The sequence below is a fragment of the Desulfitobacterium hafniense DCB-2 genome, from assembly GCF_000021925.1.
Classification (GTDB): domain Bacteria; phylum Bacillota; class Desulfitobacteriia; order Desulfitobacteriales; family Desulfitobacteriaceae; genus Desulfitobacterium; species Desulfitobacterium hafniense.
On the sequence record NC_011830.1, the window covers coordinates 3,997,441 to 4,013,066 of the forward strand.

General features: G+C 49.2%; 15 protein-coding genes. 1 reads left to right on the forward strand and 14 read right to left on the reverse strand.

Going from position 1 to position 15,626, the window contains the following annotated elements; all coding sequences use genetic code 11:
• Window positions 1-3: 3 nt before the first annotated feature.
• The 7 genes from DHAF_RS18785 to DHAF_RS18815 all read right to left on the reverse strand — a co-directional run bounded on the left by DHAF_RS18785 (window position 4) and on the right by DHAF_RS18815 (window position 7,008).
• Window positions 4-1,299, reverse strand: a complete 1,296-nt coding sequence (locus tag DHAF_RS18785; RefSeq protein ID WP_015944766.1) for an amidohydrolase — start codon at window positions 1,297-1,299, stop codon at window positions 4-6.
• 60 nt (window positions 1,300-1,359) lie between these two features.
• On the reverse strand, window positions 1,360-1,998 hold the full coding sequence (locus tag DHAF_RS18790) for a class II aldolase/adducin family protein (protein WP_015944767.1): 639 nt from the start codon (window positions 1,996-1,998) through the stop codon (window positions 1,360-1,362).
• Entirely contained in the window at window positions 1,998-3,035 is a 1,038-nt protein-coding gene (mtnA, locus tag DHAF_RS18795; protein WP_015944768.1) for an S-methyl-5-thioribose-1-phosphate isomerase, read from the reverse strand. Before mtnA ends, DHAF_RS18790 begins: the two co-directional genes overlap by 1 nt.
• Window positions 3,036-3,050: 15 nt before the next feature.
• A complete protein-coding gene (gene mtnP / locus DHAF_RS18800; RefSeq protein WP_015944769.1) occupies window positions 3,051-3,827 on the reverse strand; it encodes an S-methyl-5'-thioadenosine phosphorylase in 777 nt (258 codons plus the stop codon).
• An 11-nt stretch (window positions 3,828-3,838) separates the two neighbouring features.
• Complete coding sequence (gene ftsY / locus DHAF_RS18805; protein WP_420794921.1) at window positions 3,839-4,780, reverse strand: signal recognition particle-docking protein FtsY; 942 nt, start codon at window positions 4,778-4,780, stop codon at window positions 3,839-3,841.
• Window positions 4,781-4,967: 187 nt separating this feature from the next.
• Window positions 4,968-6,515 carry a flavocytochrome c gene (locus DHAF_RS18810; RefSeq protein ID WP_015944771.1) on the reverse strand — a complete coding sequence of 516 codons (1,548 nt, stop codon included), beginning with the start codon at window positions 6,513-6,515 and terminating at the stop codon, window positions 4,968-4,970.
• 25 nt (window positions 6,516-6,540) lie between these two features.
• Window positions 6,541-7,008: a cytochrome c3 family protein gene (locus DHAF_RS18815; protein ID WP_015944772.1), complete on the reverse strand. Its 468-nt coding sequence runs from the start codon at window positions 7,006-7,008 to the stop codon at window positions 6,541-6,543.
• A gap of 247 nt (window positions 7,009-7,255) precedes the next feature.
• Between DHAF_RS18815 and DHAF_RS18820 the strand changes: the two genes are divergently transcribed.
• Entirely contained in the window at window positions 7,256-8,470 is a 1,215-nt protein-coding gene (locus DHAF_RS18820; RefSeq protein ID WP_015944773.1) for a PucR family transcriptional regulator, read from the forward strand.
• Between the two features lie 87 nt (window positions 8,471-8,557).
• Here DHAF_RS18820 and DHAF_RS18825 read toward each other — a convergent pair whose 3' ends face one another.
• The 7 genes from DHAF_RS18825 to DHAF_RS18855 form a co-directional block, all read right to left on the reverse strand.
• On the reverse strand, window positions 8,558-9,955 hold the full coding sequence (locus tag DHAF_RS18825) for a nucleoside recognition domain-containing protein (RefSeq protein ID WP_015944774.1): 1,398 nt from the start codon (window positions 9,953-9,955) through the stop codon (window positions 8,558-8,560).
• Window positions 9,952-10,767, reverse strand: coding sequence for a FeoB small GTPase domain-containing protein (locus DHAF_RS18830; protein WP_015944775.1), 816 nt, complete (start codon window positions 10,765-10,767; stop codon window positions 9,952-9,954). The genes DHAF_RS18825 and DHAF_RS18830 overlap by 4 nt, the downstream gene beginning before the upstream one ends.
• A 56-nt stretch (window positions 10,768-10,823) precedes the next feature.
• Window positions 10,824-11,072 (reverse strand): FeoA family protein, encoded by a 249-nt coding sequence (locus tag DHAF_RS18835; RefSeq protein ID WP_015944776.1) that lies wholly within the window; start codon window positions 11,070-11,072, stop codon window positions 10,824-10,826.
• Between the two features lie 235 nt (window positions 11,073-11,307).
• Window positions 11,308-13,032, reverse strand: a complete 1,725-nt coding sequence (locus DHAF_RS18840; RefSeq protein ID WP_015944777.1) for a methyl-accepting chemotaxis protein — start codon at window positions 13,030-13,032, stop codon at window positions 11,308-11,310.
• Window positions 13,029-13,544, reverse strand: coding sequence for an FMN-binding protein (locus DHAF_RS18845; protein WP_015944778.1), 516 nt, complete (start codon window positions 13,542-13,544; stop codon window positions 13,029-13,031). Before DHAF_RS18845 ends, DHAF_RS18840 begins: the two co-directional genes overlap by 4 nt.
• 181 nt (window positions 13,545-13,725) lie before the next feature.
• Window positions 13,726-14,139: a metal-dependent transcriptional regulator gene (locus DHAF_RS18850; protein ID WP_015944779.1), complete on the reverse strand. Its 414-nt coding sequence runs from the start codon at window positions 14,137-14,139 to the stop codon at window positions 13,726-13,728.
• A gap of 371 nt (window positions 14,140-14,510) precedes the next feature.
• Complete coding sequence (locus tag DHAF_RS18855) at window positions 14,511-15,443, reverse strand: NADH-quinone oxidoreductase subunit G (RefSeq protein ID WP_015944780.1); 933 nt, start codon at window positions 15,441-15,443, stop codon at window positions 14,511-14,513.
• Window positions 15,444-15,626: the final 183 nt, after the last annotated feature.

Here is a 15,626-nt window from a genome sequence, read left to right on the forward strand (position 1 = left end):
AATCTATAAGCCTTGTGCTATCCCTTTGGCCCGCTTTTCCACCTCTCGGCAAACCCGTTTGATATCTATGGTCATGAGCTGACGTTCCTGCATGAGAATTTTGCCATCGACCATGACTGTACGCACATCGCCGGCGTGGGCGACATAGACCAAATGGGCAGGAATGGAGAATCTCGGGTAAAAATGAGGCTGATCAAAATTGATGGAGATCAAATCCGCCTTATAACCCGGTGCCAGCACACCCACATCGTGAAGTCCCAGAGTCCGTGCCCCATCCACTGTAGCCATCTGCAGCACCTCATAAGCGGGCAGAGCCGTGGCTCCTTTGACAAGCTTTTGCTGAAAGGCCGCCGAGCGCATCTCCCCGAACATATCCAGATTATTATTGCTGGAAGTGCCATCCGTACCCAAGCCAACCACAACACCCCGTGAACGGAGTTCGGGAATCGGCGCCGTGCCGCTGTTTAATTTCATATTGCTCTCAGGATTGTGGGCGATAAAAACCTTGTTTTGGGCCATAATCTCCTGATCTTCCTCAGTCAGGTGCACACAATGGGCGGCCACCACATGCCCTCCGAATAAGCCCAGTTCCTCCAGCCATTGAACCGGGGTCTTGCCATATTGCTCTTTGATGGTTTTGATCTCATCTTCCGTCTCCGCCACATGGATATGAATTCCCACTCCCAGACGGTCCGCTTCCTGCTTAACCCGCTGCAGAAACTCACCGGAACAAGTATACGGAGCATGGGGGCCAAACATAACCTGAATCCGCCCCTGACCTGCACCATGATAATTCTTGACCAAGTCCATGTTCTCGGCAAAAGCTCTTTCTCCATTAGGAGCGTTGCCTATCAAGCCCCTTGATAAAACCCCCCGGGTTCCCGCCTCTAAAACGGCTTTCGCCACCTGATCCATAGAAGCATACATATCCAGCATCGTCGTGGTTCCGGATTGGATCATTTCCCCCAAAGCCAGCAAGGTTCCCCAGTAGATATCTTCATCGGACATTTTATCCTCAAAAGGCCAAATCTTCGTCTGCAGCCAAGGCATCAAGGGCAGATCATCGGCATAACTTCTCAACATGGTCATAGCCGCATGGGTATGAGTATTAATCAAGCCAGGCATAACCACATCCTCAGGCAGATCGATGATCTGATCAGGAATAAAGCTGTCCGGAGCAGAACCTTTCTCCCCGACAAAGAGAATCCGATCATTTTCAATCCCTATTTCTCCCTCGGGGTAGAAATCCTCCGGCCCGGTCATGGGCAATACCATAGCGCGAATAAGAATCTTGGACATAACTATCACTCCTTACAACCAATGATTTAGACCCCCAATCCATTTGGAGGTCTAATAGCACTAAGCTCGTTGTCCGTAGCTTTCCTGATAAGCGCGGCGCATGATTTGAATGTCTTCAGGGCTTAGTGCCGCCGGTTTACCCAAGAGCCGGGACATGATATGAATCTGAGCACTTTTTTCTACAACTTGACACACTTTAAATGCTTCAGCCAAGGAGAAGCCAACCCCGACCAAGCCATGGTTAGCGAGAAAGACAGCATTCTTGTCTTCCAGCGCCTGCACAGCACTAAGGGCAAGCTCCAGCGTGCCGGGTAACTCATAGCGGGCCACCGCCACCTGACCTCCGGCAATCATCACCAAATCCTCCACAATCCCCGGGAGGGGAAGGCGGGATACGGCATGGGCTGTAGCAAATGGAGAATGGGTGTGGACGATTCCTTTAACATCAGGCCGCTGCTTATAGATCTGCCCATGGAGCAGCAGCTCTGAAGACGGCTTGCGCTTTCCCTCCAGCACAGTATTATCCATACTCAGCAGTACCAGATCCTCTTCCTTCAAGGAGAAGTAATCCATGCCGCTGGGAGTAATCCAATACCCATTGCGGTCAGAATCCCACGCGGAGATATTCCCCCAAGTACCGGCGACCATGCCGCTCTGAGCTATTTTTTGGCCGATCTCCAGAATTTTCTCTTTGAGCATTAGGAACGTACCATCATCTTTAATAAATTCACAGAGTAAGGTGAGGTTACGATACCCTTTTCCGTAATAATTCCCGTAATCAATTTGGCGGGGGTCACATCAAAAGCAGGATTATACACGGGAACTTCCGGCGGGGCTACCTGAACCCCAAAAACCTCCCTTAACTCCTTAGGATTCCTTTCTTCAATAGGGATATCTTGTCCACTTGGAACTTTCAAGTCAATGGTGGAGGTAGGGGCAGCCACGTAGAAGGGTATCCCATGGGCATGAGCCAGGACAGCCAGGGAGTAAGTGCCGATTTTATTGGCCGTATCTCCGTTGGCTGCGATACGATCCGCACCCACGATGACCAAATCAATATTTCCCTGCTGCATTAAGAATCCAGCCATATTATCCGCGATGAGGGTCACGGGAATGTGATCATTCATCAATTCCAGAGCTGTCAACCGGGCCCCTTGCAAGAAGGGACGGGTCTCACCGGCGTAAACATGAACTTTCTTGCCCGCCTGCTGGGCGGCGCGTATTACCCCAAGGGCAGTGCCATACTCCACAGTAGCTAAGGCACCTGCGTTGCAGTGGGTAAGAATATTGGCTTCCGCGGTCACAATTGCGTTGCCATGTTCCCCGATGAGACGATTGACACGGCGATCGTCCTCAGCTATATTTTCGGCCTCTGCCACCAAGGCTTGACGAATCTCCGCCAATTCCTTCGCCTCATGCTGATCCCGCAGCCGATCCTCCATACGGCGCAATGCCCAAAAGAGATTGACTGCTGTGGGGCGGGTCTCCGCCAAACGGTGCTGAACTTTTTCCATATGAGCAGGCAAGTCTGCCAGCTCACCTGAGTAGCCTATTGCTCCCAGGGCGTATCCGTAAGCTGCTGCGGCGCCGATAGCCGGTGCACCCCGGACTTCCATTTTTTCAATGGCCTCCGCCACTTCCTCATAGGTCGCAGCCATTCTATACTTAATTTCTACAGGTAAACGGGTCTGATCCAATATTTTTAAGGAATCTCCCATCCACTCTAATGCTTTCACCTTCGTACCGCCTTTCTAAAACTTACCGACCTCTGCATTAGCCATTTGACACCGACAATCCTGTTCGTGGCGAAGTATCCGAAATGTTTCTTGTATTAAACCGGCTGCCTTGTTTCCGGCAGCTTGCAAGCTTTCAACAACTTCCTGGTGGGTTAGGGGGTGATCGGCTATTCCTGCCGCTTCATTGGTAACCATGGCGATCGTAGCATAGCACATACCGCATTCCCTGGCCAAAACCACTTCGGGCACGCTGGTCATCCCCACACATTCTCCGCCGAGAATTTGGTACATCCTGATTTCAGCCGGAGTCTCAAAGCGCGGCCCCTCTGTACATACATAGGCAGCCCCGCCCTGCAAAGGCACCCCTATGGACTCTCCGGCTTCACGAATCACCGCTTGTACAGACCGGCAATAGGGTTCTGTCATATCCACATGGAGTACGCCCTGCCCTCCCCCTTCATAAAAGGTCTGAGGACGGCTCTTGGTGAAGTCCAGAAATTGATCCAAGAGCACAATATCTCCCAATTGGAGTCGGGAAGAAAGAGAACCCACGGCAGCCGTGGCAATGATTTTACGGACACCAAGTTCTTTTAAAGCCCAGATATTGGCCCGATAATTGACCAAATGAGGGGGCACTGTATGCCCTTTGCCATGACGGCTCATGAAGACAATGGGCTCATCGTGGGCCTCAAAACGCCCGATCTCCACCGTTACCTTTCCATAAGGGGTAGCGATGCTTTCTGTACGGAGATCCAGCAGAGCAACCGTCTCTAGTCCTGTTCCACCGATCAAAGCGAAGGTATTCAGATTTCTTCCTCCTCATCATCCTGAGTCTGATCAAAAAGAGCACTGGCAAAATCCTGGGGAATAAAGGGACGCAAATCCTCCATCCCTTCCCCTACGCCGATCCATTTCACCGGGATATTAATTTCTCCCTGAATCCCCAGGACCACTCCGCCCTTGGCTGTACCATCCAGTTTCGTGAGCACAATTCCCGTCACCCCGGCCACTTCCTGAAAAAGCTTGGCTTGCTGGAGAGCATTCTGTCCTGTTGTGGCATCAAGGACGAGGAGAACTTCATGGGGTGCCCCGGGAATTTCCCGTTCAATGACCCGCTTTACTTTGCGCAGCTCTTCCATTAAGTTGACCTTATTATGTAGTCGGCCGGCCGTATCCATAATGACCAGATCGGCACCCCGGGACTTCGCTGCCTGAAGGGCATCATAGGCTACCGCCGCAGGATCGGCACCTTCCTTTTGTTTTATGACTTCCACACCGGCCCGCTGTCCCCAGACCTCAAGCTGATCGATGGCCGCTGCCCGAAAGGTATCTCCGGCAGCCAGGATAACTTTCTTTCCTTCCTCTTGGAAGTAATGAGCTAACTTGCCGATGGTCGTGGTCTTGCCCACACCATTGACACCCACCACCAAAAAGATGCTGGGACCATGTTCCGCAAAGTTCATGGATTCTTCTTCTCCCAGCAGTTCAGCAATCAGCTCTTGGAGAACAACCTTTAGCTCTTCCGCCTCCTGTAATTTTCTTTTCTTTACCTCTTTACGCAACCCTTCAACCAGCTCAAAGGAAGTATTTACCCCCACATCGGAGCGGATCAATACTTCCTCCAGCTCTTCATAGAGCTCTTCATCGATTTTCCGTCTTCCCGTTAAAATCTCTTCGACTTTAGTAACAAACTGATCCCGAGTTTTCGTCAATCCTGCTTTTAGTTTAGTAAAAAAACCAGCCAACTGGACTTCCTCCTTATACATAGGCACACCTTTGAGGCTATTGTATCACAATCCGGTCAGGCTCTCAAACTAATCCAGTATAAATTGAAAAGAGCTATATTCCAACAAATAGAATACAGCCCCTTTATTCTTCTAATTATTCATCCTCTAATCATTCATCTTTTGTTAATCTCTCTTGAATTGAATTCTAACCCCAGGCCTCTGCTTTGGCCGCTTCCTGCCCGCTGATGCGGCCATTGACGATGCAGTCTGTACACGCTACTCCACCCAGACGCACCGCACCATGGATACCTCCAGTGACTTCACCGGCGGCATAAAGCCCTTTGATCGGTTCAAAATCCTGATTGATCACCTGGGTTTGCAGATTGGTCATAAGCCCGCCCATGGTATGGTGAACCTTAGGCCACATGCGGGTAACATAGAAGGGTCCTTGTTCAGTGGGTTTAGCCCCCTCCATAATCATGCAGTTGAAATCATCATCTTTGCCCTTGAGGACAAAGGAGTTCCAACGCTTGATTTCAGCCAGGAAGGGTTCCACCGGAACATTGTAGGCTTTGGCCACTTCTTCGAGAGTATCGTATTTCTTAATGGAGCCGTTCCCCATCGCTCCTTCGAGAATTTGGGGCAGAATCTGCAGCTTCACAGCATATTCGTCAGCCACATGAATACCGGGTTCACCCAAAGCAATGATCGCATCCGCTCTGACCTTCCGGTTCCCCGATTCCATAATAAACCGCTTGCCGGTTTTAACGTCGATCATGGGAGCAAAGCCAACCAGCCGTTCGACGAACTGGGGCACATAGCCAAATCCCTTTTCGTCAGGGCTGGTCCAGGGCCCAAGCTGAATCCAATCCATATGCACATCCATGGCTTCATGCTTCAGCGCCTCTCGCAGGGCCTCCCCCGTAGCACCCAGATGGTTGGTGCTGGAGAATTTGTCAGTGATTCTGGGATCGTGGATGGTACGCATCCTGATGTCCTGGGAGAACCCGCCGGAAGCGATAATGACGGCCTTCCTGGCTTTGATCAGCAGCGGTGTCCCACTGCTCTCGTTGCCATATTTATAACCATCCAACACTTCCACGCCGATGATCCGTTTCTCATCATTTTCCATGAAGCGGACGAATTTTCTATTGTTCGAAACGGATATACCTTTTCCTTCTAACTTCGCCAGCATAGCCTTAATGTACCCTGAGCCGGAAGCCTCTTCCGATTGATGAGCTCTTAATACAGAATGACCGCCATGGTAATTCAGTTTTTCTCTGAATTTCATGCCCAGATAATTCTGACACCATTCCAATGCTTCGTTGGATTTTTCTGCGACAAGGGTGGCCTTATCCACATGATTGATATTGCCGCCGGCCTTTAGCATATCCGCTACCATAAGTTCGACAGAATCCTCAACGCCTGCGGCTTTTTGCATCTTCGTATTGGCACAGCACATATCTCCGCCATTAATAGCTGAGTTCCCTCCGCTCACAGGCATCTTTTCCAAGATAATGACCTGTGAACCTGCCTCGAGGACTTCCAGGGCGGCTGCCAGACCTGCAAAACCGCTGCCGATGACAACCACATCGGTCTCTTCCTTCCATTCCGGACCGGCTTGGGCGGGCTGAGGTGCCGGATTCGCTGCTCCTGCTGAACAACCGACCAGGGTTCCCATACCGGCAATGGATACGCCGGCTAAAGCCATCGTTTTTAAAAATTGTCTTCTATCAACTGCTTTTTGGGTCATGGGTATAGCTCCTCTCAAAATAGAATTAGAGTTTAGTCCATAGCTCTTCATTCAGTTCATTGATCCAGGGGAAATCATGACAAGTTGAACACATCATTTGTGATTTGGCATGAATGGAATGACATGTGGTGCAGTCAGCGGTGTCATAGTGGTGAGGGCCATGAGGGTTCGGTTCCTTTTCCTTGGTCAGCAGGGCAACCTCTGCCATGCCCTTATGGCAGCTTAGGCATTGCTCCTGTTTTACCGGGTTTTCCACACCTTGCTCATGACATTGTTCGCATTGCAGGCCCATTTTTGAATGAGTATTATCGGCCTGCTCACCAGTGTTCACCAGGGCCGCTTGACCGCCTTCTCCCGCACCTCCCTGGGGCTTTGTTTGACTTGCCGCTTGTTGTCCGTCACAGCCCATCACAGCGATGAAGACAAATAGCAGGCATCCTAACAAAAAGGCCAGTTTAAATTGTGCTGAAGGTCCTTCTTTTCCTGTACCCACTCCAATCCTCCTTTCTTCCAGCATGGGAAAGTTCAATACTTTCTTGTGCCAAATCATTCTATCTTTCCGGATGGCTCTCCTTCGTAGCATTAGACAAACATAGCCGGTTTTTTTTCAGACAAATATACAATTGTAATTACAAGCACAAGCAGCTATACTAATACATACTAAACTTATATTTTCTAAGGACAGCGCCGGTCTACCCAACACATCACTTCATATCTTTCATTTGCAAAGGAGCATAAAAATGGCTCATACCGATGAGGTCAAAGTGTCCTTGACCCATTCAGTTCTTGAAATGAATAATTTGGAGCATGTCCTGAGCTACTTGCGCGAATCCACCGGGCGGAATGTCATCATCTCGGATTACAAAGGAACGATCTATAATCTGGGTTCGGACCAGGAGCAACTTCCTCAGAGTTTTTTCAGTATCATCTTAAACTGGGATGAAGGCAGCCCCTATCTGTGGGATGAAGAGCTGCTCACTTTATGCTATAAAGTGGGAACCAGTGAAAAGGATGGTTTTATCTTCGTGGAACCGGCCCATTCAGAAGAATGCCACGAACTGATCCCCAGTTTAGAAAAGGCTTCCTTGGCTGTTAAAACCTATTTTAACCTGGCCCATTCCATGGAAAAGCTCAACAATGTGTATACCAATAACTTTATTGCCGATATTCTCTTATGCAATATCAATATCAAAGAGCTTCTCAAACAAAATTCATTCCTCCTTAATTATGACTTGAATAATCTGTATTATGTTTGTATTATGCTGACCGACCGCATACTGACGGAAATAGAAAAGCAAGCCCTCCTGGCCTACACCAGAGATTGGCTCAAGCTCAACAAGCTGGATATTTTCTGCACCGTTTGGGATAATAAGTACCTGGTTCACATCTGCCCCACCCATTATGATGTGAAAATTCTCGATGTGGACAGCGGCTGGAAAAAGTCCCTGGACAATATCACCCGTTATCATGAAGATGTACGCAAAAAATTTAATTTTAAGGCCACCTTTGGCATTGGCAATAAATACCTCATCGATAAACTGCACCTGAGTTACCAGGAGGCCCTCTATGCTATCCATCTCTCCGAGCTGACCGGAAATGGCAACCAAGTCAGACATATCTATGATTTAGGTGTCTACAGTCTGATCTTCAGCAATAGCCTGGATCATCTTAAATCCTTATATAAAAAATACTTAAACGCACTGATCCTTCACGATAAAGTGAACAACAGCATGCTGCTGGACACCTTGCGCTGCTATTTTGACGCTAATTTAAATATCAATGAAACCGCCGAGCGGTTGTTTCTTCACATCAATACCCTGCGCTACCGCTTAAAAAGAGTCGAGGAACTGACCAATACCAGTTTCCAAAAAGCTTACGACCGAACCAATCTTTACATTGCCCTTAAGGTATATGATGTACTGGGGCGTCTGGAGTTGATTGACCCTTCACAATGATGTTTCCGTCACAATCAAGGACAGATCTTAGCTGCTTTCAGCAGCAAAGGATCTGTCCTTACATTTTCTATAACTGAGTAAACTTCTCTATACCCACCCTAATGCGTAAACCGTCTGAGCTATCATAAAGCATACGATAAAGGCGATCGTCGTGGGAAGAAGGAAGCCCAGAGCCGTCCACTTTTTGCTTCCGGTCTCTTTATACATACTGAGGAGAGTGGTGGCACAAGGCCAATGCAAGAGAGAAAACAGCATGGTGTTCAGAGCGGTCAGCCAAGTCCAGCCATTGGCTAAGAGCACTTCTTTCAACTCCGCCAGGGTGCTGAAATCCGTTAATTGTCCCGTAGCCAAATAACTCATCAGGAGAACGGGGATCACGATTTCATTGGCCGGTATACCTAGGATAAAAGCCATAAGGATAAATCCATCCAGGCCTATAACCTTAGCCGCCGGATCAAGGAAAGCTGCAATATGGGTAAGAATGCTCGCCTCCCCCACCCATACATTAGCCAGAACCCAGGTCGCTGCTCCGGCCGGTGCCGCTACAATGACCGCCCGGCGTAAGACGAATAAGGTGCGATCCAGCATGGAACGGTACAGAACAGAACGGACCTTAGGCCGGCGATAAGGGGGCAGCTCCAGGACCATAGAGGAAGGTTCTCCTTTTAAGAGAGTCATGGACAATCCCCAGGACACGCCAAAAGTGACCAAAATACCGAAGAGCACCATCAGAATGACTGAACCTGCCGCTAAGAGAGACTGGGAAAAGGCCGCCATACCCGCGATAAAAATCGAGGCAATAGCAATCAGGGTAGGAAAACGCCCATTGCAGGGAACGAAATTGTTGGTTAGAATAGCGATCAGTCTCTCCCTGGGGGAATCAATAATCCGGGTGGATACCACACCCGCCGCATTGCAGCCAAAGCCCATGCACATCGTTAAGCACTGCTTGCCGCAAGCCTTGGCTTTCTTGAACATATGATCCAGATTAAAGGCCACCCTGGGGAGATATCCCAGATCCTCCAACAAGGTAAACAGAGGAAAGAAGATGGCCATGGGCGGCAACATCACCGCAACGACCCAAGCCAGTGTCCGATACATACCCAATACCAAAACACCATGAAGCCAAGCCGGCGCACCTAAGGCATTAAAACCCTGGGTAAGAGTATCCTGAAAGGCAAAAAGCGCCGTAGCCAGGAGTTGGGAAGGGACATTAGCCCCCACAATCGTAATCCAAAAAATCAGCCCGAGGATGCCCAGCATGATCGGGTAGCCAAAGGCTCTGGAGATCACGATCTTATCAATACCCTCCCGCCACCGCCTTGCTTGCTCTTGTTCCCGGCAGACCACCCGGTTGGCAAGTTTCTCCGAATAAGCAAAAATATCAATAACCACGCGATCCGTGATGGAATGGCCAAAATCCTCGCGAATCGTTTCCGTATCCCGATAAAGCTTCAATAACGGATCCGGAGTAATACTGCTCATAGCGCTACCTTCCCCTCCTCCCTTTGCAGGTCAATCTCTTGCTCCCCATTCATGGCAACGAAACGGCCGATCTCTTCGATAAAGGCAGGATCGCTGTCCAAAAGGCGGAGGGCGAGCCAGCGCGGGCTGAGGATAGTGCTCATACCTACCTTTTCGATCTGGGGCTGGAGCAGCTGAATGGCCCTCTCCACATCCTCAGAATAAACAATTTGTTTGGGCTGAGTGGCTTGATTGCCCACGGCAATATCAAAAATTGCCCGTTGCAGCTCCTCAAGCCCCTGGTTATGTCTAGCCGCCGTAGCAACCACCGGCACACCAAGCTCCTTTTGCAGGGCCTCAAAATCAATAACAATGCCTCTTTTGCGAGCCTCATCCATTAAGTTGACACAGACAATGATCCGGGGCGTAATCTCCATAATCTGCAGGGCAAGATTAAGATTGCGCTCCAAGGAGGTGGCATCCAAAACCACCACTGTGGCGTCCGGTTGACCAAAGCAAATAAAGTCCCGGGCAATCTCTTCTTCGACACTATGGGCCAGGAGGGAGTAAGTACCCGGTAAATCAACGAGCATGAAGCTTTGATTGTGATAAGTAAAGTAACCCTGAGCGTTGTTCACTGTTTTGCCCGGCCAGTTGCCGGTGTGTTGGCGAAGGCCGGTCAAAGCATTGAATACTGTACTTTTACCCACATTGGGGTTTCCTGCTAAAGCAATAATCCACTGGTCGGCCGCACTGCTTATACCAAAGCTTTCTCTCCGAATTCTTCCTTTTGGCATTAGGGGAGCAGTTTGATCCCCAATTTTTAAATTCATTGCACTCACTCTCCAACACTTTCCATACTAACCGCACGCTTGCTTGGGGTTTTTTTTTATACTAAAGCTGAATTGACCCGAATCGACCTGGCATCCTCACTCCTGAGAGCAATCACCGTTCCACGAACTAAGTAAGCGATGGGATCCCCGGCGGGGGCGGTCCCGACACATTGGAGGGAGGTTCCGGGAACGATACCCAAATCCAACACTCTCCGTCTCAACAGGCCGTTTAGTTCAAGATCGACTACATAAGCCTTCTCCCCCTGCTTAAGGGTGGATAAGGGAACAAGTAATTGTGTATCCATGAGTCATAACTCTCCCTTCACTGTTAGACTGAGTTAACTTTTAAATCGATTCCTTTTTTCAGGTTTGAAGTATGTTTTTTAATACAGTATTAACGATGGAAATAAAGTGTGACTTGACTAGTAAAGAAACCATGCTTTTTAAGGAATAAAGCCACTGTCACCATTCCCCGGAACAGCAAAGGGGCGTTTCCTGCAGTTATACAGAAAACGCCCCCGTAAGGTGAGTGGTTATGAATTAGGTTATTTTAAAACGGCTTACCGCCTGCTGCAGCTGATCCGCCAGCTGAGCCAAGGCTCCGCTTGACGAGGCAATTTCCGTCAGGGCAGAGGACTGCTCCTGGGTAGCTGCCGACACCACCTGGGTTTGGTCGGAGGTCTGCCGGCTGATTTCCTCTACCTTGCTGACTGAATTAACCATACTATGGCTGTCCATAGACATTCCCTCTACACCGGCCGATATCTCCATGATCTGATCGGATGCGGTGCGAACCAAGGCAGCAATATCAGCAAAAACCCCACCGGCCTCATTGACAGCAGCATAGCCGGCCTGCACTTCGGAAGTCCCTTCCGTCATAGCAGTCATGGCCCTTTGCGTATCCAGCTGGATGGATTGGATCAGAACGGCAATCTGTTTGGCAGCCTGTTGGGATTGCTCGGCCAATTTGCGGACTTCCTCGGCGACAACAGAGAATCCGCGCCCTTCTTCACCAGCCCTGGCCGCCTCAATAGCGGCATTGAGCGCCAGAAGATTGGTTTGAGCCGCCAATCCGGAAATGGTTGACACAATCTGATCGATTTCCTTGGATCGGGTTCCTAGTTCTGAGACGACCAAAGCGGAATGTTCAACACTTTGTTTAATGTCCGCCATTTTGACGACCACTGTGTCGATTTTGCTGCTGCCCTGAACTGCCGCCTGGGCAGCTTTTTCAGCGATCAGCGTGGCGCTGGTGCTGTTGGCGGCGATTTGCTCTATCACTTTGGCCATATTTTCCACGGTTGCCATGGTCTCAGATAAAGCGGTAACCTGTACTTGCGCGCCATCGGCAGTTGCGCTGACCGCATGGGCAACCTGGGAGCCGGCCTCGGCGGCATGTCCGGCGCCGGCGCTTAACTCCTCGGAAGATGCGGCTACCATTCCGGCCGATTCATGAACCTGGTGAATTAAATTCCGGATATTCTCAGTCATCGTCTGAAATACCATACCCAACTGCCCGATTTCATCCTTGGCTGTTCGGTACTTGGCCGGAAATTGGCTGACCAAATTGCCTGAAGCGATCTCATTGGCCGCCTTGGCCAAAGCGGACAGCGGGGTACTGATCAGTCTGGAAATGGTGACACCCAGTACCACAGCCAGGACTCCAGCCGCCAGCACAAAAATTATCGTCTGCCAGAAGGCGGATTCAGCCCTTGCTTTATTGGCAGCCGCCACCTCATGGCCGGTTTGTTCCTTAATCAGCGACAGGTTATCGATGGCTGCGCTGAAATTGGCCGAGAGTTTCGGGCCATCCTGAGCTAATACGGTATAAGCAAAGGTTTTGTTGCCATGGCGGCAAAGTTCCATCACTTGGTCCAGATGGTAATCGAAATTTTCCAGGACATTGTCCAGATAGGTAAACTGCAGCGTCTCCTCTTCGGTGCGCAGGCTTTGCTCAAAGGTTGCCAGCGCCTGGTCAATTATCTGCCGGTTTTGCTCAATAGCTTTTAAGTGGGTTTCGATCTGAGCAGGATCTTCTTCCAGGATAATGTCTCTGATGTATGCCCTGTTTTCTTCGAATGAGCCGTGAATTACCCGCAGCTCCAGCAAAGGCAAGGTCTGATAAGTGTACAGTTCCTGATCCATTTCCTGGAGGCGTAGTGTGTTAAAGACACCCAGCCCTCCCACCGCAAAGGTGATCAAGGCCAGCAAGCAGAAACTCATCACCAGCTTGGTACTGACCTTAAGATTAGCAATGGCTTTCATGAATCTCCCTCCCCGCTCCCCTGATCGCCTTCTGGTATATGGGAGAGATAGACCGTTCCTTGGCTGCCCTTTTCCGCCGCAGCATAAGCTGCCTGTGCCAACTGCTTAAACTCCTGGGAGGAGGAGGTGGCGCCGGTGATTCCGTCTACCTGAGCCGGATCCTGATAGATGATCAGATTCTTGGCAAAGCGTGGGCAATATGTCTTGGGGCCTAGCCCGTTGGCAGCCGTCATCCGTTGGTTATAGTCGGCATCCTGGGTTTTGAAGGTTCCCTCCGTAGATATGTAATCAAAATTGACCTCCGCTATTTTTCCTTCGTCATTTATTTCCATAACCAAAAATGGCGTCCAGCCCCGGCTGTCAGGCTGGTCGAACTCAGCGCGGTATGTACCGGGTATTAACCGGGTTTTTGACTCCTCAACAAACTGAGCATTCTCTGTTTGAGGGGAGCAAGCCAGCAAGGTGCCTGCTGTTATCATCCAAAGCACCATGATCAACAATCGTTTCTTCATCTCATTCCTCCTCATATCATCAAAATTCGACTTAAACCCTGGGTATAATACCAATATTCACATTATAATCCAATTGTTGAATTTATACAATTTTTATCGGATTATTTTTTAGTAATTATTATCTATTTTTGTACAAAAAAGAAACGTTCAGCAAAAGCCTGACCGTTATTCAAGTCTATGTTTAATTTTGTTCATACTCAAAGCGGAGGAACGCTTCATAGCAAGCCGGGTTTTCCTTAAAAAAAGTAACCAGCCGACGTAAGGATTGGATCGTTGAATCCGATATATAGTGCTCGATGGCTTCGGTTTCAGCGGGAATATCGCATTGGCTTTGAATCAGGGCCAGAAACTCCTGCAGCATTTGGTTTCTCTCCACTAAGTAATTGCCTTTCAGACATCCCTGCTCAGTAAGGACAATTTCGCCATAGCGGTGATAATTGATATAACCCTGATTATTGAGTTTATGCAGAGCCTTGGACACCGAGGGCAGAGATACGCCCAGCTTCTTGCTGATATCCGTTACTCTTACCACACTATTCTCCATAGAAAAGCGGTAGATTTCTTCCAAGTAATCTTCCAGGCTCGGGGACAGCACCCTCCTCACCTCCAAGGCATTCCCTTTCTAATACTATATGTCTGGGATAGTTTGCCTTATGACCATCTTCTTCAGGGCAAACCCCTCAAGCTTTCTCCCCTCTTGTGTTGTCAACTTCAACCTCTTTTTCTATAATAAAAATAACATAAAAACACGGTCCGGTTGGTAGTCCGGATGCGTTGAATTGACCGGTGTCGTATCCTTCCCCCTCGGGATGTTCGTTGTTAGCTTTAGCATATAGTCCGATCTCCCAGGATAGATAAAGTATTAGCCATATGGTGCACCAACAACAAGACGGCTTCAGGCATCTGCCGGTCGCCGTCTGCCAAAGATCGATATCATGCTGTCAACAGCAGCAAGCAACCAGCCTGTTACTCCGCCAGCAAGGCAAGCTTCTCGGCAATATCCCCCAGTCCAAGGAATTCCGCCCAGGTAATTTGGACAAACTCTCCATCCTTATTGACAAAGGGTTTTTCTTTGCGCTCGGGGTTATAACGGAAATCAGAACCGACCCGCCCTTTGAGACAGAGAGGCCGTCCACTGGATGCTGATTTGGCAGTAACTGCGATGACTTTGCCATCCTTGGAATTGATTTCGAACTTACAGCCTGCTTCACAGAAGGTGCAGATGACTTCTTCTTTCCGGACCTCCCAGGCTCTGCCTTTGCCAAGGGTGTTTTTATCAATTAAAGCCCCAACCGGACAAACGGCTACACAGCGGTTACAGTAAACACAAGTGGAATCTTTCAGATCGGTATCCATAAAGGTGGCCACCTTGGCATGAAAACCACGGTTGACAAACCCGATGACACTTCTTTCTGCCACAGCTTCACATGTGGCGACACATTTTCCGCACAGGATGCATTTGTTCAAATCCCGCAAAATATAGGGATTGGAGTCTTCGATGGGAAGCCGGCGCCTCTCTCCCCGGTATATCTCACCCTTTACCCCGTACTCATAGGCATACTCAGCCAAAGAGCAATCCCCCATTTTTTGGCAGGTCATACAGTCCAAAGGGTGATTGGCCACCAACAGCTCTAAAATGGTCTTACGCGCTTTTCTTACTTTCTCATTTTGAGTATGAACCACCATGCCCTGAGTTGCTTGGGTAACACAGGATGGCGGCAGATTGCGCATGCCCTCAATCTGAACGACACACAGGCGGCAGGCTCCGGCAGGGGTAAGCTCCGGGTCGTGGCACAAGGTAGGAATCGTGATATCATGCATCCGGCAAGCTTCCAGCACCGTCGTTCCTTTAGGTACACTGACTTCGCGCCCATCAATACTTAGGGTCAGCCATTCCATTTCTCTCACTCCTCATTTTATATTGCTAAAATAGTTACCAGCTATTGTTGTACTCTCTTTAAGCAACATCTTAATTATAGCTATTATAAGAATATTTTGCAATTTCTTAATATCATAAGGTTGTACTCCAAAGCCAAAAAATAACTTTTGCAGCATTTGAATATTATTTTGCAATGGCACGTT

Excerpts from the sequence above, each read along its gene's own strand:
- DHAF_RS18785 (WP_015944766.1), bottom strand. The coding sequence starts at position 1,299 with ATGTCCAAGATTCTTATTCGCGCTATGGTATTGCCCATGACCGGGCCG.
- DHAF_RS18790 (WP_015944767.1), bottom strand. The coding sequence starts at position 1,998 with ATGCTCAAAGAGAAAATTCTGGAGATCGGCCAAAAAATAGCTCAGAGC.
- DHAF_RS18810 (WP_015944771.1), bottom strand. The coding sequence starts at position 6,515 with ATGACCCAAAAAGCAGTTGATAGAAGACAATTTTTAAAAACGATGGCT.
- DHAF_RS18820 (WP_015944773.1), top strand. The coding sequence starts at position 7,256 with ATGGCTCATACCGATGAGGTCAAAGTGTCCTTGACCCATTCAGTTCTT.
- DHAF_RS18825 (WP_015944774.1), bottom strand. The coding sequence starts at position 9,955 with ATGAGCAGTATTACTCCGGATCCGTTATTGAAGCTTTATCGGGATACG.
- DHAF_RS18830 (WP_015944775.1), bottom strand. The coding sequence starts at position 10,767 with ATGAATTTAAAAATTGGGGATCAAACTGCTCCCCTAATGCCAAAAGGA.
- DHAF_RS18835 (WP_015944776.1), bottom strand. The coding sequence starts at position 11,072 with ATGGATACACAATTACTTGTTCCCTTATCCACCCTTAAGCAGGGGGAG.
- DHAF_RS18840 (WP_015944777.1), bottom strand. The coding sequence starts at position 13,032 with ATGAAAGCCATTGCTAATCTTAAGGTCAGTACCAAGCTGGTGATGAGT.
- DHAF_RS18845 (WP_015944778.1), bottom strand. The coding sequence starts at position 13,544 with ATGAAGAAACGATTGTTGATCATGGTGCTTTGGATGATAACAGCAGGC.
- DHAF_RS18855 (WP_015944780.1), bottom strand. The coding sequence starts at position 15,443 with ATGGAATGGCTGACCCTAAGTATTGATGGGCGCGAAGTCAGTGTACCT.